13 protein-coding genes are annotated in these 23,596 nt (G+C 46.0%); 11 read left to right on the forward strand and 2 right to left on the reverse strand.

Annotation, left to right across the window (positions count from 1 at the left end):
* Positions 1–5: 5 nt before the first annotated feature.
* On the forward strand, positions 6–2,114 hold the full coding sequence (locus DWW23_RS10995) for a hypothetical protein (RefSeq protein WP_122353325.1): 2,109 nt from the start codon (positions 6–8) through the stop codon (positions 2,112–2,114).
* 123 nt (positions 2,115–2,237) lie between these two features.
* Here DWW23_RS10995 and DWW23_RS11000 read toward each other — a convergent pair whose 3' ends face one another.
* Positions 2,238–3,128, reverse strand: coding sequence for an AraC family transcriptional regulator (locus DWW23_RS11000; protein WP_122353429.1), 891 nt, complete (start codon positions 3,126–3,128; stop codon positions 2,238–2,240).
* A gap of 147 nt (positions 3,129–3,275) precedes the next feature.
* Here DWW23_RS11000 and DWW23_RS11005 point away from each other — a divergent pair, with 147 nt between their 5' ends.
* The 8 genes from DWW23_RS11005 to DWW23_RS11040 all read left to right on the forward strand — a co-directional run bounded on the left by DWW23_RS11005 (position 3,276) and on the right by DWW23_RS11040 (position 16,918).
* Positions 3,276–5,618 (forward strand): glycoside hydrolase family 3 N-terminal domain-containing protein, encoded by a 2,343-nt coding sequence (locus DWW23_RS11005; RefSeq protein ID WP_122353326.1) that lies wholly within the window; start codon positions 3,276–3,278, stop codon positions 5,616–5,618.
* Positions 5,619–5,720: 102 nt separating this feature from the next.
* Positions 5,721–8,615, forward strand: a complete 2,895-nt coding sequence (locus tag DWW23_RS11010) for a glycoside hydrolase family 38 C-terminal domain-containing protein (protein ID WP_122353327.1) — start codon at positions 5,721–5,723, stop codon at positions 8,613–8,615.
* Between the two features lie 142 nt (positions 8,616–8,757).
* Positions 8,758–11,286, forward strand: a complete 2,529-nt coding sequence (locus tag DWW23_RS11015; protein WP_122353328.1) for an alpha-N-acetylglucosaminidase — start codon at positions 8,758–8,760, stop codon at positions 11,284–11,286.
* 124 nt (positions 11,287–11,410) lie between these two features.
* The gene (locus DWW23_RS11020) at positions 11,411–13,300 is read left to right on the forward strand and encodes a right-handed parallel beta-helix repeat-containing protein (protein ID WP_122353329.1); all 1,890 of its coding nucleotides are present in this window, start codon (positions 11,411–11,413) and stop codon (positions 13,298–13,300) included.
* Positions 13,301–13,319: 19 nt separating this feature from the next.
* Entirely contained in the window at positions 13,320–14,573 is a 1,254-nt protein-coding gene (locus DWW23_RS11025) for a uroporphyrinogen decarboxylase family protein (protein ID WP_122353330.1), read from the forward strand.
* A 20-nt stretch (positions 14,574–14,593) separates the two neighbouring features.
* A complete protein-coding gene (locus tag DWW23_RS11030) occupies positions 14,594–15,229 on the forward strand; it encodes a corrinoid protein (protein WP_122353331.1) in 636 nt (211 codons plus the stop codon).
* Positions 15,230–15,233: 4 nt separating this feature from the next.
* The gene (locus tag DWW23_RS11035; RefSeq protein ID WP_122353430.1) at positions 15,234–15,911 is read left to right on the forward strand and encodes a vitamin B12 dependent-methionine synthase activation domain-containing protein; all 678 of its coding nucleotides are present in this window, start codon (positions 15,234–15,236) and stop codon (positions 15,909–15,911) included.
* Positions 15,911–16,918 (forward strand): uroporphyrinogen decarboxylase family protein, encoded by a 1,008-nt coding sequence (locus tag DWW23_RS11040; RefSeq protein WP_122353332.1) that lies wholly within the window; start codon positions 15,911–15,913, stop codon positions 16,916–16,918. Before DWW23_RS11035 ends, DWW23_RS11040 begins: the two co-directional genes overlap by 1 nt.
* Before the next feature lie 68 nt (positions 16,919–16,986).
* On the opposite strand, the gene DWW23_RS11045 is transcribed toward DWW23_RS11040, so the two are convergent.
* Positions 16,987–19,176, reverse strand: a complete 2,190-nt coding sequence (locus tag DWW23_RS11045) for a glutamine synthetase III (protein ID WP_122353333.1) — start codon at positions 19,174–19,176, stop codon at positions 16,987–16,989.
* A 632-nt stretch (positions 19,177–19,808) separates the two neighbouring features.
* Here DWW23_RS11045 and DWW23_RS26985 point away from each other — a divergent pair.
* Positions 19,809–22,718: a DUF6383 domain-containing protein gene (locus DWW23_RS26985; RefSeq protein ID WP_147382603.1), complete on the forward strand. Its 2,910-nt coding sequence runs from the start codon at positions 19,809–19,811 to the stop codon at positions 22,716–22,718.
* A gap of 435 nt (positions 22,719–23,153) precedes the next feature.
* Positions 23,154–23,504 (forward strand): hypothetical protein, encoded by a 351-nt coding sequence (locus DWW23_RS11055; protein WP_122353335.1) that lies wholly within the window; start codon positions 23,154–23,156, stop codon positions 23,502–23,504.
* Positions 23,505–23,596 lie beyond the last annotated feature (92 nt).

Below are 23,596 nucleotides of genomic sequence, written 5' to 3' on the forward strand. Positions count from 1 at the left end.
GGATAATGAATATAAAAAAGATCTGTTTATCATGGGGCTTGTCGCTATTAGCGATAGCCCTGTTGGTGCAATGCAATAGCAAGCCTGTATCTATACAGGTGAAAGGATTTCCGGAGTCGGCTGCTATTCATTTTGCACAAAAGGAACTTACTGATTTTATGAAGCTGGCAATGAAACAAGAGAAGGTGTATGAGAAGTTCTCTTTTGACTTTGTCTGTGATACGAGTTTCCATAAAGGGGAGTTTGCCTGCAAGGCGACTTCTCCAAACCACTTTGTGTTGAGTGGTGGAGATGCCATTTCCCTTTCCCATGCCGTTTATACTTTGTTGGAAACATTGGGATATACATTTGATATCTCTCAAACAATGGTCCCGGAAAGGTTCGACTTCGATGCAATCCGCCAGGTGGATATAAAGACAGTCCCTAAAGTACGGTGGAGAGGAATTCGTCAACATGTCAATTTCCCGATGGATATCTCTTCTTACCCGATGGATGAGGCGAAAGAATACGTGAATAATTTAGTCCGTTTACGGTTTAATAAACTGGCAGTTCATAGTTATCCCGGGTTTTGGCATGAACAGCCCCAGGGTGATTCTATTCTCTATGGAGGAAATTACTTCTATGATAGTCCTCACTATTATAAGGATAATGAATCCATAAAAAAGCATGTCCGCTTTAATGATTCGCTGTTCTGTATTCCTTCTATGGAAAAGATCTATTTCGACAAGCCGCTCAAAAGTAAGAAGTCGATGGAGTGGATGAACGAATTATTGACCTATGCCAAAAGCCTGGGCTTACAGATACAATTTTCTATTGAACCGCGTCAGCTGTCGCTGGAACAAACAGTGTCAACGGCTAAAGAAATATTGAAAGCCTATCCAGCTATCGATGCTTTGGAGTTGATCACGGAAGAGATGGGCGGCTGGGGACCTCGTTGCACGAAAGAAGAGGTGGTGGAAACGCTGACGAAGTATTTCGGGGAAACAATCCTGAATGATACTCTGATTCAGTCTACTACATTGGTTCCTCAGGCTGATTTGAATGCTTTGTATTCTCAACTGGGGAATAATATGGAAGCGGTTAAGCAGTTGAAACAGGACACGAGCTTGTTTTCTAAAGAATTTAAGCTGGGCATTTATTGTACGACCGGTTATTCGAAAGCCGCTTATCACCTTGTTCGTAAAATGATGCCGGAGGTTGTTGTAGCCGTTATGCCCTCTCATGGAAGTGATGGGGTAAACCGGGCAGTCCGCAATAACATACAAGCTATATCGGATATGAAGTCTACGGAAATCTATTCATGGATTGAGTTTGACGGATTGATGTATTTGCAACAGAATGCGATCGAGGGTATTAACGGTTTGTTTGCATATACCGACCGGTTGATGGGAGGCGAGCAATTACCATCCGTTTGTTTCAACCATTGGCGTACTTGTGAGAATCGGGTAACGGCACGTTTTGCCTCTGAAGTAGCCTTGAACGGTTCCATGCGATTGGATGATTTTTATCAGGCATACGCCCGTCGACTAGGAATAACTTCTCCGGAGGCTTTTGCTGCTGTCATGAAAGAAATCAATCAGTTGGATAGCTTCTCTACCGGTGGTTTAGGCAATATTGGCTTTTGCTGGACAGGTGGTTGGAGACATGCGGGTTTATTCAAATGGATGAACGTAGACAACATAGATAAGGCAATGGCCGGATATGAGTCTGCTGACCGGCAACTGATTGGCTTGTTGGATAAAACTTCTTCTCAATCTGCTCGTGATGTATTGAGCTTGTTGGAAAATAAAACGGCGGCAACTGTTATTTATCTGAAAGCTTTTAAAGTAGCGACAGCAATCAGAACAATCGATGAACAGAAGATGACAGCAAAAGATAAACAACGTGTCGTCGATATTTGTAATGAAGCATTGACTGTTTTTGAAGAGTATATCGATAAGTACGCAGAATTATTACCGGACAGAGGCTCCGAAGGTGTTATCGTCAGTGTTTGGAATTCGCCGATGTACGGCTTAAAGTTGATTCGTCAGAATCTGGGAGGCGTACCTTTAGAAGATAGCTGGCATAATGAAAATCCGGTAGATAGCCCTCCGCTACCGATCCGTAATGAATGAGAGTGGAAAGAAATAGCTGCCACACTTGTCAAAACTGGCTGCTGCAGTCAGTTTTGACAAGTGTGGCAGTGGTTTTGAATGGTTGCAGCAACCACAGGAAATGACTGCAGCAGCTATTTCTCGTTATAGTTTGAAATTCTGCTTCCTGAACTCCAGCGGGGAAAATCCCATCACATTGGAGAACGTCCGGGAAAAATATTGAGACTCTTTAAAGCCCAGCTTATGAGCGATCTGATTCACTTTCATATCTGTCTGGATCAGTAGCTTGCAGGCTTTGTCTATTTTCAGGCGGATAAAATAGTCCATAGGGGGATGCCCGATCTCTTTGACGAACTTACGGTAGAAATAAGACTCCGAATAACCGCAGAACTTTGCGAAATCAGCCAGTTTCAGGTTGGATTCGATATTGTCGTTCATGAAATGTACTACCCGGTTGATAATGTTTTCCGAATATTCCTTTGGGCGGAACTGCCTGCGGTAAATATGGATAAAAAGAAATGATCCCAGGAAATGAGCAAAACACAAGTTCGCATAATGCATGTGATCCATATCCGTACTCTCGTTCAGGGTATTGAACATCTCTTCGAACAAGTCGATCCGTTCCTCTATCCGTGATTGTGCAGAGGGGGGAACCGATGTCGGTTTATCGAAACGGGAAGAGAAAAGCGGAGCTTTATCCCCTCTGAAATGTAACCAGTAAATAGTCCAGGGATCCTCGTCATCCGCCCCGTAAGCATGCGGAATGTTACGGGGTAATATGATGAATTGGTTTGCTTCCAGCATTTTCCGTTTCCCATACAGCTCGATCCATCCCCGCCCGTCTTTGCAATAGATGAACAGATATTCATCGCATCCTTCCGGGCGATTTATATAATGGTGGGAGGCACGCGCAAAAAATCCCATCGAATAGAGATACAGGTCGCCTGTGAGTGGACTGTCTTCCATCAGATTGATCATAGGAATCGGCAGATAAATGAAACGTTCGCCGGAAAAACCAAGTTCTACTTTTGCCATAATACGTATAATCGGGTTGATACTGTAAAGTAAACAATAATAATCCACGAAATAAGCAATTATTTGCTATTTATTATTGGGATAGTTCTTTATATTTTTGTTTTAACTTACACTTTCTGTTTGCTGTATGAAAAAAACAATGATATCATGAAAAGAAAAACAATGCTATTCTGCCTATATCTGAGTTGTAGTTTAGGCATTCATTCTCTGGCGGCTACGTCAGATCTCCCTTACAAAGATCCGAAATTATCCGTAGAACAACGCGTCACTGATTTGCTGGGGCGTATGACGTTGGAAGAAAAAGTGGCCCAGTTGAATATGAAAAGTCTTAGCGGACTGAAAACCAACGAAAAAGGACAGGTGACGGAGAGTTCATTGGAAGCCCTTTTTGGGGGAGAGAGCATCGGTTGCCTGGAAAGTCCCTTTATCGAACACGGAAAGATAGCTGCTTATTCGGAAGCGGCCGATCAGTATCTGCGGACAAAGACCCGGTTGGGCATCCCCGCTATTCAGATTGCCGAGTGTCTGCACGGACACATGGCGCTAGGGGCCACAATTTTCCCTCAATCGATCGGTTTAGGGTCGACCTGGAATCCGGAGCTGATCAGGGAGATGGCAGGCGTGATAGCCCAGGAAGCTTTACTTGCCGGTGTGGATCAGGCTCTTTCTCCTTTGTTCGACATAGCCAGGGATCCCCGGTACGGACGTGTTGAAGAATGCTATGGCGAGGACCCTTATCTGGTAAAGGAGATGGGTGTGGCTTTCGTGAAAGGGTTACAAGGCGAGCCGGAACAATCTTCCAAAGGGATAGCTCCCGGAAAGCTGGCGGCCATGGGAAAGCATTTTGTCGCCTATTCCAAGCCCGAAGCCGGAATCAACATTGCTCCGGCATTGGTAGGAGAAAGAGAATTGAGGGAAGATCATCTTTATCCTTTTGAGGCGGCGGTTAAGGAGGCCAATATCTATAGTGTTATGCCCGGTTACCATGAGATAGACGGTGTGCCTATCCATGCCAGTAAATGGTTGTTGAAGGATATACTCCGCGACGAATGGGGGTTCGACGGATATATATTCTCCGACTATGGGGCGATAGGCATGATGAACTATCTTCACCATACGGCCGACGGACCAAAGGAAACGGGCTTTCAGGCTATAACAGCCGGAGTGGATGTGGAAGCACCCGGTGCCTATGGATATAAACATCTGGTAGAATTGGTAAAGGAGGGCAGGTTGCCTGAATCGGTTGTCGACGAGCGTGTAAGGTGTGTTCTTACGATAAAGTTTAAGATGGGGCTGTTCGATCGTCCCTTTAAAGTGCACAAAGACGACCAACAGAAAGTCCATACGAAGGAAAATGTCGATTTGGCAAGGCGTATAGCCGAGGAGTCTATTGTTTTGTTGCAAAACAATGACAATGTTCTGCCATTGGATAAAAACAAACTGAAATCACTGGCAGTGATCGGTCCGAATGCAGATAAAGTTCAGTTTGGCGATTACAGTCCCACGAAAAATAACGACTATGGCGTTACCGTCCTCCAGGGTTTAAGGGCATATCTGGGAGATGAGGTAAAGGTCAATTACGCTCTCGGCTGTGGCATCACTTCGTTGTTTACCGACAGTATCGCTTCGGCGGTGGAGGCTGCAAAGAATAGTGACGCGGTTATATTGGTATTGGGTGGTACAAGCCAGACCCTTTCAGGTATTGGCTGGGGTGATGAAAACTCCAAAGAACTGGCTACGTGTGGTGAAGGTTACGATCGTAATGAACTGGATTTTCCCGGTATTCAGCCACAACTGCTCGAAGCTGTTGCCGCTACCGGTAAACCGATAGTGCTTGTGATGATAAACGGCCGTCCGCTGACGATTGGCGAAGAAGCGAAAAAAGTGAATGCGGTTGTCGAGGCATGGTATCCGGGAGAGAAAGGCGGGGAGGCTGTGGCACGTGTGTTGTTTGGAGAGGTCAATCCATCCGGCCGACTTAGCATGACTTTTCCTCCAACGACAGGGCATATACCGTTATATGCTGCCCAGAAACCGTCTGCCAGAGGTTTTTACAAGAGTCCGGGTACGCCTGAAAACCCTGGTCGTGATTATGTTTTCTCCCATCCGAAACCCTTGTTCTGCTTTGGGCATGGTTTGAGCTATACCACATTCGAATATAAAAATATGCATATAAAAGAAGCGGGTGATGTGGTGAGGGTTTCCTGCGAACTGGCCAACACGGGTAAGCGTGACGGGGCAGAAGTCGCACAATTGTATGTCCGTGACGTAGTGAGCAGCACCAGTACGCCGCTGAAGGCTCTTAAAGCTTTTCAAAAAGTATATCTTAAGGCAGGCGAGGCAAAGACAATCGAGCTTGTCGTAAAAAAGGAAGACCTGAAGGTATGGAATCCGGAGATGAAGAAAGTACTGGAGCCGGGTGAGTTTAAGGTGATGGTCGGTTCTTCGGTTGAGGATATCAGGCTGGATGGCAGCTTCGACGTGAGGTAACATCGAAAGATAGTATAAGTAAACAAGGAGAATGTCTATTGTACAGGAAGTAAAAGGTCTTTTATTTTGTACAATAAAATTGCTAATCTAATAAGTAGTCGAATGAAAAAGCGAATAGGATTCTGTTTATTGATATCCGCGTTGTCAGCCACCGTTCAGGCCGACATAAAACCAGGTGCGATCGATTATATCGTGCGTCCGTTATACGGTTACAGGACTGACGGAACGCCCGGGCGTATCGTGACGGTCCGGTTAAAAGGGGAAGAACTGAAAGGCGATCTTTCGGTCGAGGTGATAGCCAAAGGGAAAACGGAAAAGAGCCATTTTGCATTGAATGCGAGAGACTCGGCGGAGGTGGAAGTCCTGTTGCCTTCTACGGTTCCTACCGGAAAGAAGTCGGAAGTTACATTTGTCCTCCGCGGGGCGGATAAGACGTATAAACAGAAGGTAAGCGTTACGCCTATGCGCCACTGGAACGTTTACCTGTACAACCATGCTCATGTGGATATCGGTTATACCAATACGCATAAGAACGTCGAACAGCTTCATAAGAACAATATCATTGAAGGAATAAAACTGGCGGAAGAGACGAAAGACCATCCCGATGGTGCTCGCTTTGTCTGGAATCCGGAAGTAGGCTGGCCTATGGAACGGTTGTGGCAATCCAATCCGGAGATGAGGGGTGAACTGGTCGAAGCCATGAAGAAAGGACAGATTTGCCTGGATGCCAGCTATCTGAACCTGAATACCAGCACCTGTGCCGATGAGGAGTTGTTCCATGTCTTCAAATTTACCCGCGAGATGCAACGGCTGAGCGGGCAACCTTCGGATGTTTTCCAGCAATTCGATATACCGGGCATGTCCTGGGGATTGATCCCTGTCATGGCACAGGAGGGTGTCAAGTATATTATCTCATGGCCCAATACCGACCGGGCGGGGAATGCTCATAAGAATATGGACGGGAAACCGTTCTGGTGGGTAGGTCCCGACGGCAAATCGAAGGTGCTGTTCCTGCAGCCGGGCGGCTATGCCAATAGCGGCAGTATGGGAAAAGGGGGAGAGACCGGGCGTCCCTGGTTCGGACAACGTGACCCGGCAAAAGTGCCGAAGGTTATTCGTATGGGATATGCCAATGTCGATTTTACCGAGAAACTGACGGCGTTGGAAAAAGATAATTATCCGTATGACTACACCGTTCTTTCCTGGTCTTTGTGGGATAACAACCCGTTGGATGCCGATGTCCCTTTTGCCGTGAAAGAGTGGAATGAAAAATATGCTTATCCGAAAATCATTATCAGCGGCGGTCATGAGATCATGTCGATGATAGAAGAGAAATACGGTGACCAGTTGCCGGTCGTTTCCGGCGACTATACCGAATACTGGACGGACGGCCTGGGTACGGCTGCCGGTCTGACTGCCAGGAACCGGAATGCCAAGGAGAAACTGGTACAGGCGGAAACGATCTGGTCCATGCTGGCAGACGGTGGTAAAGCTCCGCGTGAAGATTTCGATGAAGCCTGGCGTTATATCCTTTTAGGCTCGGAACATACCTGGTGCTTTGAGAACCCTACCGAACCCTATTTCCAGGATGCCATTTGGAAAGTGAAACAGTCTTACTTCCATGAAGCCGAAGACCGTTCGATCGATATGCTGGATGAATCGCTGGCCCCCGCCACGGACAAGTCGAATGGGGCGCTGGGACCTAAGGAAGGCCCGGCAAACGGAGGTATTGCCGTCTTCAATACGCATTCCTGGCCGCAGAGCGGTGTGATCCGGCTGACGGCGAAGGAAAGCCTGAAAGGTGATAAAGTGGTCGACCAGAATGGTAAGGAGGTGCTTTCCCAACGCCTTTCTTCCGGTGAGTTGTTGTTCTATGTCCCGGAAGTACCGGCACTGGGTTCCCGTCATTTCCGGGTAGTGGAAGGCAAATGTTCTTTGCCGGGTCACTGTAAAATAGAAGGAACGACATTGGAGAACGATTGTCTGACCGTTCATCTGGATAAGGCGACAGGTAATATCACATCTTTATTGAAGAAAGGTTCTGTATATAACTATATCGGTGAGGGTGCCAATACCTTCTCCTGGTTGCCGGCGAACGTGGATGCTCCGCAGGCAGATACCGTATTGTCTGTTTCCGTGGTCGAAGAAGGTCCTTTGGCTGTAGAACTGTGTGTGACTTCAAAAGCGGCCGGTTGCCGGAGCGTCTCCCGTTCCGTCCGTTTGCAGGCAGGTCAGCCGTGGGTGGAAATATCCAACGTCGTAGATAAACTGCCTTTGGTGGAGAAAGACGGCATTCATTTCGGCTTTGCCTTCAATCTGCCGGACTCAAAGACCCGCGTAGATATCCCCTGGGGAGTGATGGAGGTGGAGAAAGACCAATGGCCGCAGGGGAACCGAAACTGGCTGGCGATGCAGCGGTGGCTGGACGTTTCGAATGCGACGCATGGCGTTACCTGGTGTTCGCTGGATGCTCCTCTGTTTGAGTACGGCGATCGGCATGCCAATATTGCAATGGGCTGGGGAGGCCAGGGTAACTGGATCACCAAACTCGACCCCAGTTCTACGGTCTATTCATGGGCAATGAATAATCACTGGCATACCAACTTCCCGTTGACACAGGACGGTCCTGTCCGGTTCCGTTACCGTTTGTATCCGCATGAAGCATACGATGTGGTGGAAGCTAACCGTTTCGGTATGGAGCAGTCGCAACCGCTGGTATATGTTACAGCCGATAAAGATCCACAGGTACAGCCTCTGATCGCTATCGACAACCGGAAGGTCTACTCGACGATCATCAAATCCCTGGAAACCGATCATACACTGATTGTCCGTCTCCGTTCCCTATCCGATAAAGAGGAAAGCGTCCGGTTATCTTTCCCTAAAAAGACCCCGGCCCGTATCTCTGTCTGCGATCGCGAAGAGATTGCCGGAGAAAGAACCGACGGTAATCTGGTGATGGCTCCGTACGGACAAATCACATTGAAACTGGAATACTAAGATGCGTTTTTTTGAGATAGTAGTGCTAGCAGGGGTAACATAGTAGTGTTACCCCATTTAGGACAGTAGTGTGAGGAGTTCCCACACTACTGTCTTGTTTGGTAAGTAAGGTATGGTTTACATGTTAAACAATTTATGAGTAATGAAAAAGATTTTATTAATTGCCATCTGTAGTCTCTTGTTTCCCGGAAGTCAACATCTGTGTGCTCAGAAGCAAAGGGCCGAAGCTGCTTATAAAGTAATTGAACGGGTTTCCGGTCAATCCGGCTTACCGGTAAAGTTCTCTTTGAAGCCGAATAAAGAGAAGGGGGAAGGTAGTACTTATTTTCAATATAAGGCGGCTGAAGGCCGGTTGATGATCGAAGGGAATAGTCCGGTCGCATTATGTCGGGGCTTCTATGATTTTATCAAAAGTAATCGTTCAGGTATATATAGTTGGTCAGGAAGTAATGTTCGATTCCCGGAAAAACTGGAAGATATTCCTTTGAAACGGGTTGTCTCTCCTTTTGAGAACCATTTTATGTGTAATGTAGTGGTTTATGGATATTCCATGCCTTATTGGGATTGGGACCGTTGGGAGAAAGAGATAGATTGGATGGCATTACATGGTATCAATATGCCATTGGCATTGGTGGGATATGAGGCGATCTTGGCCCGTGTCTGGAAAAAGATGGGACTGACGGATGATGAGATAAATCATTATTTCGTCGGTCCGGCTCATTTACCCTGGATGCGGATGGGGAATATCAGTGGCATTGATGGTCCGTTGAATGAGGATTGGCATCGTCGGCAAATCGATTTGCAACATAAGATATTGAAACGGATGAAAGAGCTGGGGATGAAACCCATCTGTCCCGGTTTCCCCGGCTTTATACCGGAGGCTTTTAAACGCATTTACCCTGATCTGGAAATTATCCAGACACATTGGGGAGGTGCTTTCTGTAACTGGATGATTTCTCCGCAGGAAGAACTGTTTACCAGAATAGGAACAGAATTTATCCATGAATGGGAAAAAGAGTTTGGAGAGAACGAGCATTATCTGGTAGATAGTTTTAACGAGATGGATATTCCTTTTCCTGCAAAAGGTTCTAAAGAACGTTATGACCTGCTGGCTTCTTATGGCGATAAGGTTTACCAATCTATTCGGAAAGGAAATCCGAAGGCTACATGGGTAATGCAAGGTTGGATGTTTGGTTATCAGAGAGACATCTGGGATTATGAGACGCTGGGAGCTTTGCTCTCTGAAGTACCCGATGATAAAATGCTTTTATTGGATTTAGCGGTAGATTATAATAAGCATTTCTGGAAATCGGAAGTGAACTGGGAGTTTTATAAAGGTTTCTACAATAAGCCCTGGGTATATAGTGTCATTCCGAATATGGGAGGTAAAACCGGTATGACCGGTGTTTTGGATTTCTATGCGAACGGTCATTTGGAGGCGTTGTCTTCTCCTGATAAAGGACGTTTGATCGCTCATGGAATGGCTCCTGAAGGAATAGAAAATAATGAAGTCATCTATGAGTTATTGTCTGATGCAGGTTGGTCGGATAAAAAGATAGATATTCACGAATGGTTGAAGGAGTATTCTTATAATCGTTATGGAAGCTATCCGACAGCAGTTCGTAAATGTTGGGATTTACTGTTGGAATCGGTATATGGGACATTTACCGATCATCCTCGTTATAACTGGCAGTTTCGTCCGGGAACAGTCCGGAACGGTTCGATCTGTTTGAACGAATCTTTTTTCAAAGCGATAGAATCATTTGTTGACGTAAGTGGTCAGTTGAAAGATAATCCTCTTTATTTGGCAGACCTGTCGGAGTTCACAGCCCTTTATCTGGGAGGAAAAGCCGAGTTGCTGGTGAAAGCAATAGACTGGCAGTATGAGATAGGAGATACGGTACGTGCAGTAAAGTTTGAAAAGGATTTTGAATATTTACTGACCGGAATAGATGCTCTGTTATCTGTTCATCCGACATTACGTTTGGAACGTTGGATCGATTTTGCCCATAAGCAGGCTGTAACTCCTGAACAGCATAAGCAATATGAAAGAAATGCGAAGCGTATCGTCACGATCTGGGGACCTCCTGTGGATGATTATTCAGCCCGCGTCTGGTCCGGTTTGATACGTGACTATTATTTGCCGCGTTGGAAGCATTATTTTGAAAGCAGAAAAGCAGGAGTTCGTTTTGACTTTGCCGAATGGGAAAAGAACTGGGTTGAATCGGAGGGCTGTTCTCCGCTGGCTCTTCCTGCAGATATAGTAAATACAGCTCGTTCGCTGGTTGATTATGCGGCTTTTATAACTCCGGATTTAATACCGGACGGGAAAAAAGGTCAGTTAGGATCGTGGACGGTCGGTTCTGAAAAGACAGAAGTCTTGTCTTTTCAATTGCCTGCAGATAAGTTGGAGAAATTATCTTCCGTCCAAATAGAAAGAAAAAGAGGAGGAAGTCCGGTCGTTTGTTCCCGCTTCAAATTGGTGGCGGATGGAAAGGTCCTGATAGAAGGTGCTTCAGCTGAAATCTTACAAGGGGATAAATTGAGGATCGTTTATCCGGTGACTTTATCCGATGATATTCGTGGAAATAACGGAGTAGAGCTACAGGTGCAGATAGAAAATACCGGATCGGAAACAGCTTCCGGACAAGTCTCTGTTATTGAAGAATAAGGATATTCCGAATAAGCAATAATAATCCACAAAATAGGCAGTTTTTTGCTATTTTATATCGGATAAGGACCCTCTATATTTGCATTGTTCTTCCAGTCGAAGTTACACTAACAATCGAAATACCATGAAGAGAAAGCAGTTATTTTTTATACTATTCCTGATATGCTGCGCAGTAGTGCAGGCGAAAGAATATCATGTATCCGTAAAAGGGAACGATGCGAATGAGGGAACCGAAAAAGCTCCTTTCCGGACTATTGGGAAAGCGGCGGAATATGCTTTCCCCGGTGATGTGATCACTGTGCATGCCGGAACGTACCGTGAGTGGATAAACCCTCCGAGAGGCGGTGAAAGCGACGGGAAGCGGATTGTCTATCGTGCGGCTCCGGGAGAAAAGGTAGAGATAAAAGGCTCGGAAAGGATTACCGGCTGGACGAAGGAGAAAGACGGAGTCTGGAAGGTCACGATCCCGAATACATTTTTCGGTGATTATAATCCGTATACCGACCTGATCTATGGCGATTGGTTTGACGGCATGGGACGCGAACATCATACCGGCGAAGTATTCCTGAATAACAAATCCCTCTATGAGAAGGAGTCGCTGGACAAAGTGCTTCGCCCGGTCCCGCATGAAAACGGCAAAGATAAGGAAGGGTCTGCCTACTCCTGGTATTGCGAGAATGACGGCGTGAATACGATCATCTGGGCAAATTTCCATAAATATGACCCGAATAAGGAACTGGTGGAAATAAGTACCCGCAACACCTGCTTTTATCCGTCGAAACCGGGTATCGACTACCTGACTATCCAGGGCTTTTATATCAGTCAGGCTGCTACCCAATGGGGAGCTCCGACGGCAGAGCAGATCGGTATGATAGCTACCCATTGGAACAAAGGGTGGATCATCGAGAACAATGTAATCAGTAACTCCAAATGTTCAGGCATAACGTTGGGAAAAGAACGTCAGACCGGTCATAATGTCTGGCTGAACGATACGAGCATCGACGGTTCCCTGCATTATATCGAAGTGACTTTCAATACGATCCGGAATGGTTGGAATAAGGAGAATATCGGTTCGCATATTGTTCGTAACAATGAGATATCCCATTGCGAACAGACCGGTATCTGTGGAAGTATGGGGGCTGCTTTCAGCCTGATCGAAAACAATCATATCCACGATATCTGGGTGAAGCGTCAGTTTACCGGCGCAGAGATCGGAGGTATTAAATTTCATGCTGCGGTAGACACCCGTATTGTCCATAATCGTATTCATAATGCAGGCCGTGCCCTCTGGCTGGATTGGATGACGCAGGGTACCCGGGTTTCGGGAAACTTATTCTACGATAATGATATGGAAGATCTTTTCCTGGAAGTAAACCACGGCCCGTTCCTGGTCGACAATAACATTTTCGCCTCACGCCGGAGTATCCTGGAACAATCCCAGGGAGGCGCTTATGTGCATAACCTGATCGCCGGGGATATCTACCGGTATGTAGAACACGGACGGTACACTCCTTATTTCCTGCCTCATTCGACAGAAGTCGCGGGCCTGTCTATTATTCCTGGTGGAGACGACCGCTATATCAATAACCTTTTTGCCACCGTTCTTCCGGTGACGGAAGGAGAGAATAAGCGGAAATACGGTTTGGCGGACTATAATAAAACGGTTTATCCGATGATGGTGGACGGGAATGTCTATTACAACGGAGCCTTGCCGTTTGAAGGTGAAAAGAACAAAGTAGTCCTCCCTGACTTCAATCCGAATGTGAAGATCGAAGAAACGGCTGACGGCGTTTATCTGTCTTTATCCGTAAAAGGTTTGAGCGATTTGCAGACCAGCCGTGTCAATACGGAGAGACTGGGAAAAGCCAAACTCCCCGGACAAGTCTACGAGCAACCCGACGGCAGCCCGATTGAAATTGCTGCCGACTATCTGGGGAATGCACGTGGAAACCAGCCCAAACCGGGACCTTTGGAATCCGTCAAAGACGGCGAGATCAGAATAAAAGTATGGTAATCTAAAATTAGTATTGAACATGACATCCAAACAGCGTGTGCAAAGCGCACTAGCCCATCGTATGCCCGATTGCGTACCGGTCGACTTCGGAGCAACTTCGGTTACAGGCATCCATTGTAAGGTCGTAGAGGCCTTGAGACAACATTATGGATTGGACCCGCATCCTGTCCGCGTCATCGAACCTTTCCAGATGTTGGGAGAGATCGAAAGCGACTTGCAGGAGATTATCGGCATAGACTGTGTCCCTGTTTTCGGACGCAAGGATATGTTCGACATCGATGAAACCCAACTCCACGAGCAAATCACTCCCTGGGGGCAGAAGGTGATGATCGCCTCCGGTATCGACCTGACGACCGACGGACAGGGAGATGTTCACATCTATGCGGGAGGAGACCGTTCCTATCCGCCCAGTGCCGTGATGCCTTCCGGTTGCTATTTTATCAATGCAACGGAAAGACAGGAATATGTGAATGACGAAGAGATCGATCCGGCAGATAACCTGGAAGAGTTCGGCCCTCTTTCTGACGAAGATCTTCAATACTATAAAAAGACGGTCGAACAGGCTGCCTCAACCGGAAAAGCGGTTGTCGCCAGCTTCGGCGGTACGGCACTGGGGGATATCGCTTTCGTTCCGGGCATGGGGCTGAAAGACCCGAAAGGTATCCGCAATGTCGCTGAATGGTATATGTCTACCGCCATGCGCCGTGACTATGTACAAACGGTCTTTGAAAAACAGACCGATATTGCACTGGCTAACTATCAACGTCTTTGGGATGCGGTAGGTGAGAAGGTCGATGTCGTCTTTACCTGCGGAACCGATTTCGGAACCCAGGACTCGCAATTCTGTTCGTTCGATACATTCAGGGAGTTATGGCTTCCCCACTACAAACGGATGAACGACTGGATTCATCAGCATACCACCTGGAAAGTATTCAAACATACCTGTGGGGCTATCCTCCCGATTCTTCCCGGTTTGGTGGATGCCGGTTTCGATATAATCAACCCTGTCCAGATCAATGCCAAAGATATGGACCCGAGGGTATTGAAGAAAGAGTTCGGCAGCCAGGTGACGTTCTGGGGCGGCGGTATCGACACGCAACGTATCCTGCCGAATGCGACACCCGAAGAGGTGCGGAGCCATGTATTGCAGGAATGTGAGATACTGGGAGCTGACGGCGGTTTCGTTTTCAATGCCGTCCACAATATACAGGCTAATGCGCCGGTTCGGAATGTCGTGGCGATGATAGAGACATTGCGTGAGTTACGAGGTTAATAATTAAAACAGATAAAGTTATGGCAGATTTGGAGAAATTGTATGAGGCTATTTTGACAGGAAAACTGGAGATAGCCAGGGCGGTAACCAACGAAGCGATCGCAGAGAATGTCGATCCGCATTTGATCATTAATAACTATATGTCGCGAGCCATGGAAGATATAGGCAAACGTTTCGAGGAAGGAAAAGCCTTTGTCCCTGAACTATTAATGGCAGCCCGTGCCATGAAAGGTGCGCTCGACCTGCTGAAACCGCAAATGAAAGGTGCAGCCTCCCACAGTCTGGGAAAGGTGGTGATCGGAACGGTAAAAGGCGACTTGCATGATATCGGAAAGAACCTGGTAGCCTCCATGCTGGAAGGCTGCGGCTTCGAAGTGATCAACCTCGGAACCGATATCTCTTCGGAAAGGTTTATAAACGCCCTGAAAGAAAACCGGGCTCAGATCCTGTGTCTGTCTGCCCTGCTGACAACGACGATGAATTATATGCAGGAGGTGATCGATGCTTTGGAGCAGAATGGAATCCGCAGCCAGGTTAAAGTGATGATCGGCGGTGCACCGGTTTCCGAATCGTTTGCCCGCCAGATCGGTGCAGACGGTTATAGCGACAATGCCAATGCCGCGGTATCGCTTGCCAAATCCTTATTATCCGCCTGATCGTATGCAGGAATACGAGTTAGACTTTAGCCGGTTATCCCTGACGGTAAATGATTTATTTACCGAGATGGGCTACGGCAGTACGGAACCGGAAGAGCCAGTGGAGGCATTGACCGTCTCCATGCTGGAAGAGATTTCGTCTTGGATCGTTCCGCGTTGTGCGTTCGGTCTGTTTGACGGGCGGATGGAGGAAGACGCTGTATCTCTGGATGGCGGCGAACGTATTCATGTCGGAGCGACGATCTCTTCCCTTCTGAAAGGCTCCGGCCGCTTCGCCCTCTTTGCGGCGACTGCGGGGACTGCTTTTCAGGAGTATCAGAATCGTTTGAAAGCGGAAGAGGACATCCTGAAAAGTTTTATTGCAGATATTATCGGTACTTGTATCGCAGAAAAAGCCGGTGACTGCATGGAACGGTTACTCGAAAAAGAGCTGGTGGGAGAACGGCACACGAACCGCCTGAGTCCCGGATATTGCGGCTGGCATTTATCCGGCCAGCAGACACTGTTCCGTTTGATGGGCGGGAATCCCTGCGGTATCGGTTTGTCGGAGGTATGCCTGATGACACCGATCAAGTCGATCAGCGGTATTATCGGTATCGGGCCTGATGTGGATGAGAAAAAGTACGGTTGCCAGTATTGTGAACTGGAGACTTGTTATAAACGAAAAAGAAAGAAGAAATAATGGAAATACAAAAGTGGCTACACGAAACAAGGAACCGGCAGGAACGTAGGGCTATTCCTATCATGACACATCCGGGTATCGAGTTATGCGGTAAAACGGTGAGAGATGCGGTTATCGATGGCGAAGTGCATGCGGAGGCTATCTGCCGGTTGAACGAACAATATCCGTCGGCAGCACCGACGGTTATCATGGATTTGACGGTGGAAGCCGAGGCTTTCGGTGCGAAGGTGGTCTTTCCGGAAGATGAGGTCCCCAGTGTAACGGAACCGCTCGTATCGGATAGGGAGTCTATAGATCGTCTGCCAATCCCGTCTCTTGAGGCCGGACGTGTTCCCGAATACCTGAAAGCGAACCGGCTGACGGCAGAACGGGTAAAGGATAAGCCGGTCTTTGCCGGTTGTATCGGTCCGTTTTCGCTGGCAGGGCGTTTGTTCGGGTTGTCGGAATTAATGATCGCTCTGTATGTGGAGCCGGAGAATATGACCGTCTTACTGGAGAAATGTACCCGTTTCCTGATCGACTATACCCGTGCGATCAGGCAGACAGGTGTTCATGGCGTGATCATGGCGGAACCGGCGGCGGGTCTGATCTCTAACGAAGATTGTCTGTTGTATTCGACGGATTATGTTCGTCAGATCGTGGATGCGGTGCAGGATGAGAACTTTATGGTGATCCTGCATAACTGCGGAAACTTCGGACATTGTACGGAAGCGATGGTTCAGTCGGGAGCGGCCGGGCTTCATTTCGGCAATAAGATAGATATGGCGGAGGCGTTGGAGAACTGTCCGGAAGACCGGTTGGTCATGGGGAACCTCGATCCGGTCGGACTTTTCAAACAGTCATCGCCGGAAAAAGTATATGCAGAGACAATGAATCTGCTAAAGAAAACCAGCCAATGGAAGAATTTCGTTTTATCGACAGGTTGTGATGTGCCTCCGCATGTTCCGTCAGAGAATATAGAGGCATTTTATCAGGCACTTAATAGTTTTAACAATCGATCAGTGTAAAAAAGAGAATGTCCTGTGTAAGTTCTTTACACAGGACATTTTATGTAGGATGCTGTTTTATTGGTTTCTTACCGGATAAACAACAGTTCCCGATATTTCGGCAACGGCCACATCTGATTATCCACCATCAGCTCCAGTTCGTCGATATGCTCGCGGATATCATCCAGGAACGGAACCACCGTATCATGATAAGCGATCGCCTTGCTGCGGAGGTCGGTGATGACATTCGCCTTCTTACGGGCTTCAATCATTTCGTCCGTCATGCGTGTTACGGCATTTACGTGTTTGGAAATCTTGCGTACCAGGCGGCGCGGTTCGGCGGACAGGTCTTCGTATTCTTCCGGGCTGAATGTTTCTTTCAGCTTGGTGATATTGCTGAGCAGCAAAGACTGGTAATGCAATACGACCGGAATAATATGGTTCATCGACAGGTCACCCAATACGCGGGCTTCGATCTGTACTTTCTTAATATAGATTTCCCATTTCACCTCATTGCGGGCTTCCAGTTCCTTTTCATTCAATACGCCCGTTTCCTTGAACATGCGGATCACTTCCGGTTTCAGGTAAGCATCGTATTGCAGCGGAACGCTGTTTTCGCAATCCAGTCCGCGGCGGGCAGCTTCTTCCTTCCATTCGTCGCAGTAACCGTTACCGTCGAAGCGGATCGGTTTGGATTCTTTGATATAAGCCTTCAGTGTCTCGAAGATAGCCACTTCCTTGCTCTTTCCGGCAGCCTGAAGTGTTTCTACATCTTTCTTGAACTGTTGAAGCTGGTGAGCGACAGCCGAGTTGACAGCCAGCATAGCCGAGCCGCAGTTCACGGAAGAACCGGGAGCACGAAACTCGAAACGGTTTCCGGTGAAAGCGAACGGAGAGGTACGGTTACGATCCGTATTATCCAGCAGCAATTCCGGTATTTGTCCGAAGCCCAGGCTCAGACGTTTCTTGTCGTCTACCTCGATCGCATCTTCGATCGAACTGTTCTCGAATTTATCCAGCACTTCGCTGATCTGCGTTCCGAGGAAAGAGGAGATAATGGCAGGGGGTGCTTCGTTGGCTCCCAGACGGTGTGCGTTGGTAGCAGAAGCGATACTTGCTTTCAGTAAGGCATTATATTTATAAACAGCCATCAGCGTATTGACCACGAACGTGATAAAACGCAGGTTGTCTTCGCGGTCTTTACCCGGCGAGAACAGGTTGATACCCGTATCGGTCCCCATCGACCAGTTACAATGCTTACCCGAGCCGTTCACACCCATAAAAGGTTTTTCGTGAAGCAGGACGCGGAAATTATGACGGCGTGAAACACGTTTCATCACCGACATCAGCAACTGATTATGGTCGTTGGCCAGGTTACATTCTTCATAGATCGGAGCCAGCTCGAACTGGTTCGGGGCAACCTCGTTGTGACGGGTCTTTACCGGAATACCCAGCTTATAACATTCCACTTCCAGGTCTTTCATAAATTCCTGTACGCGTGAAGGGATAGCACCGAAATAATGGTCGTCCAACTGCTGGTTCTTGGCACTTTCGTGTCCGAGCAGCGTACGTTCTGTCAGCGACAGGTCGGGACGGGCCGAATACAATTCTTCGTCTACCAGGAAATATTCCTGTTCCCAGCCCAGATAGGTGATCACCTTATGAACATCTTCGTTGAAGTAGTTGCAGACCTCTTTGGCTGCTTTGTTCAATGCTTCTACTGAACGGATAAGCGGTGTTTTGTAGTCGAGTGCTTCACCGGTATAAGCGATAAAGACAGTCGGGATACATAAAGTGTCGTCTACAATAAATGCGGGAGAGGAGGGGTCCCAGGCTGAATATCCGCGGGCTTCGAACGTGTTACGCAGTCCGCCGTTAGGGAAGCTGGATGCGTCGGGTTCCTGCTGGGCGAGCAGTTTGCCGCTGAATTCTTCGATCATACCGCCGTTGCCGTCATGTTCTACAAAAGCATCGTGCTTTTCGGCTGTTCCGTCGGTAAGAGGTTGGAACCAGTGGGTGTAATGGGTAACTCCTTTTTCCAGTGCCCACATACGCATACCGGCAGCTACATGGTTGGCTATTTCCCGGTCGATGGGTGTTCCATTATCAATGGCGTGGGTTAGGGCTTTGTACGTTTCCTTGGAGAGATACTTCTGCATTGCCTTGCGGTTAAATACGTTCTCGCCATAGTACTCGGATACTTTCTGTTTGGGAGTGATGGCTTCCACGGCCTTCCGGTTGGAAGCTTTCTCCACTGCATTAAAGCGTGAGATTGACATACGGATTATTTTTTTGTTTTACCGGCTACAAAGATACAAGCAAATCTTTATTTATACTTTCACTCGGTAGTTAAAAACAATTTCATATATCATTTTGCCAGAAGTCACTTGTGTTTGGTATGTGGATTGATCTGGATAGAATGATTTCTTTTTAAGGAGAAATATCTCGTTTTTCATGCTTAAAAAGAACGGTTTCTGATTTATCCCGATTTTATTCTTTCAGGTAATAATGGAATAGATGTACGCACATGTACATTATATAGGAATATCCTTTTTTATGAGGAATGAATATCTACTATTAAAAGTTGTTGTAGGTATTGAATATTATATGATTAGTAGCCGAAAATGTGTGGCGAGAAAAAACGTTCCTTTTTTCTCGCCAACAAAATTACTAATTCCTTTTTAACCGACAATCATTTTCCAAATTTTTTTCTCTTTTCTATGTTCTTTCTTATCAACGTAATAACAAAGTATGTACGAAATATTGATTTTCACTTATGAAGTCAAAATGAGTAAAAAATAATGGCGAGAAAAAAGGAACGTTTTTTCTAGTCATTCAAGTTTTTCAGACTAGAAAAATGGATATAAATAGGATTTTAGTAACACTATTATTAATATTAAATTTATTGATTATGAACAAAAGGTTTTCTACTATTTTGACAATGGTCCTGTTGCTGATGGGAGCGTTGTTTAGTAACGCGAATGCTGCTTTGACGTATAAATACACGGCTGGAGCTAGTACGCAAACTTTGAAAAACGGCTTAAAAGTTTACCTGAGTGATGCTGGTGTAAACTTTTTAAGCTCTACAGGAGTTTCCGGGAAGAGCGGTTCTTTCACATTTAAAACGGGAACTGATGCTGAATGGTTTGAAATTGCTGATTTCGGACAGGTAAATAACGAATATCAGTTCAAACTGAAAAATCAAAACGGCAAACTTATTTATGCAAAAGCAGGAGTTTCTAATGTAGAAGCTGCAGATGCTGCTGCCGTAGATGCTAATACTTGTGTATTTGTAGCAAGTAAAAACACTACTGATGCTACAATTACTTTGGGAGGACAGAATTTAACTGTTGATCTAAGTTCTGGTAGTGATGTTAAATTCTACTTTGCTTCTGCCACATACACAGCCGAAGAACTGAACAAGAACCTTTCAAATAACGGTTTTTCTTTTGTTTTCCCGGAAGCTGACCCGCAGCCGGAAACGAATGTGTTCAATCAGACTGTTTATGCGGTTAGTAAGACATCTACACAAACTAACGTAACGGATCTTCCTGACGGACTATATTTTGTAACTAAAGGTGGTAAAGCCTTGCAGGAAAAGATTACGGCTAATACCGGTGCTGTTATGGGAATGGACGAATTCAAAAACGCAGAATTCATTATCCTCGATCCGTCTGCTCCTGTAGTAAACTTGATCAAGGCTAACGGTGAAGGTTATGGCTTCAAAGTGGTGAAAGGTTCTGACTTGAAGGCTACGGGTGATTTGGCTAAGGATAAAATCAACTGTGTGAACAATGCAGTATTCACAGTATCTGAAGACGATTATGCCAACGAACCGGGTAAATACACAATGGTAGTAGGTACAACCTCTGCTAAACCTTATGTCGTTGTTGAAAGTGGCAAAGCTCCTGTAGAGGTAGCTTCAGCTGTAGATTATAGCACATCTTTTGTTAAAGTATATGCCTATAAACCGGCATCCGGCGTTGCTAAGACTTATATCACAACGATCTCTACAACAACCGGTGTGAATATCTCTAAGGCACAGATCACAGGCACAACCTGGGCTCCTGCTTCTGCTTTGTTAAAAGAAGATGCTGCTAAGATCGTTAACATCAAGTTTGTAGGTGAAAAACCGGATGCTGCCGGTGCTGCTGCTTCTCCTTACGGAAAATATCTGGTGTCTCAGGATGCTACTACTTTTGCATATAATGCAGTAGCTCCTAAAGATGTGAGACTGAATTCAGCTAAGGCACAGTGGATTGTTACAGGATTCTCTAATTCAACATTTACTTTCAAGAATAGAGAGACTAATCAAACAATCGCTTTGGCTTTGTATTCAATCGAAGGTAAAACAAATGAATTTACGGTGGCTTCTTCTGATAAAAGCTTAACAACTCCTTCTGTTACTAGTCTGGCAGGTCAAACTATCCAGATAACAGACGCACCGGCTTTAGATGACTTCCTGACACTGACTGCTGAACAGTTGGCACAAAAGGCTGAATTGGTATTTAATGGTTCTGATATGGTTGCTGTTCCGCAGTTGTACATGACAGAGAATAAAACTAATGTTTTTGTTCCTACCAAAGAAAGTGATGATAGCCAGTTATGGACTGTTGTAAAAGGGAGAACTTTGAAGAACGAAATAAATTATGCTTACTTGAGCAACGGTTCTGTAAAAACTGACAAGAAAAATGCGGTAGAAGTTGTTACTTATAAATTCCAATCTGTGAAAGGTGCTGATGAATTCCTGCAGACTTCTGACTTTAAGGAAGGTGCTAGTGCTGCAGAGTTTATTTTCCAGAAAGATCTGGAAGGCAATTACACTATGATTGTTTATGCAACAAGTTATGCGCATATATTTGCAACACAAAGTTCTGCAACGAAAGTAGTTGCATCCATCTCTGCAAGTTCTGCATTTGATGTGTCAAAGAAAAAGTATGAAGATGCAGAATATAGCAGTGTAAATGTAGTCTTCAACCGTTTGACAGAAAGTCTGGACGCTTCCACTCCGAGAAAAGCTACATTAGACAGTTATCAGGGTGCAGTAGCCATGAACCTGAATGCAAACGGCATCATGGAAGGTGTTATTGCTGACAAGGGGCTGACTTTCCGCTTGGATACAGCCGATATCAATAAAGACATTCCTTCTTTCTATATTTCAAAAGCTATTGAAGGCGATGAAGATGGTTACAGCAACTTCCTGTTCTATCCGACAGACTCTATCCAGCAATGGGTTGATGATAAAGCTGATTATGAAATCTATCCGAACTATGCTTTGGAAGGTTCTTACACCGGGGAAGCTACAGCTGATGAAGATTTGAAAGCTATCTTCCGTCCGGCAATAAAAACAGGCGTTGATACTGTTGTCACTTACGTGAATGGAGATGTTGTGACAGTTGCAAAAGAAGCTAACGAAGAAAAAGGCATCGCTGCAGGTGTTGAAAACTTTAAGTTCAGAGTAATGGTCGTAGATGGTGGTTATGTCATCCAGCCATTAGGTGCTACTGACAAATATCTGTATAATTTGAATGGACGCTTAGGCTTCACTGAAGATCAGGAAAAAGCATTGGTTATCACGTTGGGTGATGAACAGACTGTTGACAACAGTACTATTGATGCTTCTTCTGTATCAGTAATAGCCATCGACGGTGCTATTATCGTCAAAGGTGCACAGGGCAAGAAAGTTACTGTTAGCAACGTACTTGGCCAGACAATTGCCAACACAGTGATTTCTTCCGATGAAGCTACAATTGCTGCTCCTAAGGGGTATGTAACTGTTGCCGTAGAAGGCGAAGCTGCAGTAAAGGCAATCGTGAAATAAGTAACTATTTATAATCAAAATAATTCTAATTTTTACCGCGCGGCGTTATCGGACTCCAATTACCCTGCGACAGGTGAACAGGCGGTAAATATTAATACTAAAGTAATAAAATAAAGTTCTTCTGTTCTATCTTTGTGAAAAGAGAAAACAGACCAAAACAAAGCCCGGCAGGTTAATCTTGCCGGGCTTTCGGTTTTAGAAAAAGGGGAAACTTTTTCAGAAGACAGTTGACAGTTAGGATTCGCTGTCGAACTATAAAAAAATTGGGGCCTATCGCCCATAGGATCAGTCATAAATAAGATATGCTTAGTTACAAGTTCATTTACCGTCAGTTTTAACCCAATGTCAAATGAACCTGTAAAGGCGAAGTAGCAAAAGAATTATCTTTAATATAAATCAGATGAAAAAAAACTAGACGCCGCCCAGCTTAGTAAGGTGGCACAAGACTTGAAGAATGAATGTGTGCAACTGGAAAAAGGGTTGCACGAAGTGGTGAAACAATGTAACAACCTGAACCGATTACTCGAACATGCCGTCTGGGAGGAAGATATGGTAGTGGAAGAAACCATTCTCTTCAATGGAAGCCTCGATGAGTTTCTTGAACTGATAGCTCCCCTGATCAGAAGCCGCAAATGGACAGTGAACGACCGGCACGAGGTGAAGCCCTTTCTCCGTTCACTCGACTCGATCTTCCATATACGCCACGGCAACGAAGGCGAAGTGTTGGCTTTGGGAACACTGGTCAATGCGGTGCTCGATTATCTATCCGTCCATCGTGACGATTGATATGCGCAGCCTATGTTTTTCTTAATATAATGAAAAAACATAGGCTGCCCGGGGGAAAGCCTCTATCTTGGAACGTGTAAGTAACCTCAAAA

This window comes from Parabacteroides sp. AF14-59, from assembly GCF_003479515.1.
Lineage (GTDB): Bacteria > Bacteroidota > Bacteroidia > Bacteroidales > Tannerellaceae > Parabacteroides > Parabacteroides faecis.

What these genes read in the sequence shown, in the direction of transcription:
- DWW23_RS11025 (WP_122353330.1), top strand. Translation starts at nt 13,320, where the DNA reads ATGACATCCAAACAGCGTGTGCAAAGCGCACTAGCCCATCGTATGCCC.
- DWW23_RS11015 (WP_122353328.1), top strand. Translation starts at nt 8,758, where the DNA reads ATGAAAAAGATTTTATTAATTGCCATCTGTAGTCTCTTGTTTCCCGGA.
- DWW23_RS11000 (WP_122353429.1), bottom strand. Translation starts at nt 3,128, where the DNA reads ATGGCAAAAGTAGAACTTGGTTTTTCCGGCGAACGTTTCATTTATCTG.
- DWW23_RS26985 (WP_147382603.1), top strand. Translation starts at nt 19,809, where the DNA reads ATGAACAAAAGGTTTTCTACTATTTTGACAATGGTCCTGTTGCTGATG.
- DWW23_RS11035 (WP_122353430.1), top strand. Translation starts at nt 15,234, where the DNA reads ATGCAGGAATACGAGTTAGACTTTAGCCGGTTATCCCTGACGGTAAAT.
- DWW23_RS10995 (WP_122353325.1), top strand. Translation starts at nt 6, where the DNA reads ATGAATATAAAAAAGATCTGTTTATCATGGGGCTTGTCGCTATTAGCG.
- DWW23_RS11020 (WP_122353329.1), top strand. Translation starts at nt 11,411, where the DNA reads ATGAAGAGAAAGCAGTTATTTTTTATACTATTCCTGATATGCTGCGCA.
- DWW23_RS11030 (WP_122353331.1), top strand. Translation starts at nt 14,594, where the DNA reads ATGGCAGATTTGGAGAAATTGTATGAGGCTATTTTGACAGGAAAACTG.
- DWW23_RS11005 (WP_122353326.1), top strand. Translation starts at nt 3,276, where the DNA reads ATGAAAAGAAAAACAATGCTATTCTGCCTATATCTGAGTTGTAGTTTA.
- DWW23_RS11040 (WP_122353332.1), top strand. Translation starts at nt 15,911, where the DNA reads ATGGAAATACAAAAGTGGCTACACGAAACAAGGAACCGGCAGGAACGT.
- DWW23_RS11045 (WP_122353333.1), bottom strand. Translation starts at nt 19,176, where the DNA reads ATGTCAATCTCACGCTTTAATGCAGTGGAGAAAGCTTCCAACCGGAAG.
- DWW23_RS11010 (WP_122353327.1), top strand. Translation starts at nt 5,721, where the DNA reads ATGAAAAAGCGAATAGGATTCTGTTTATTGATATCCGCGTTGTCAGCC.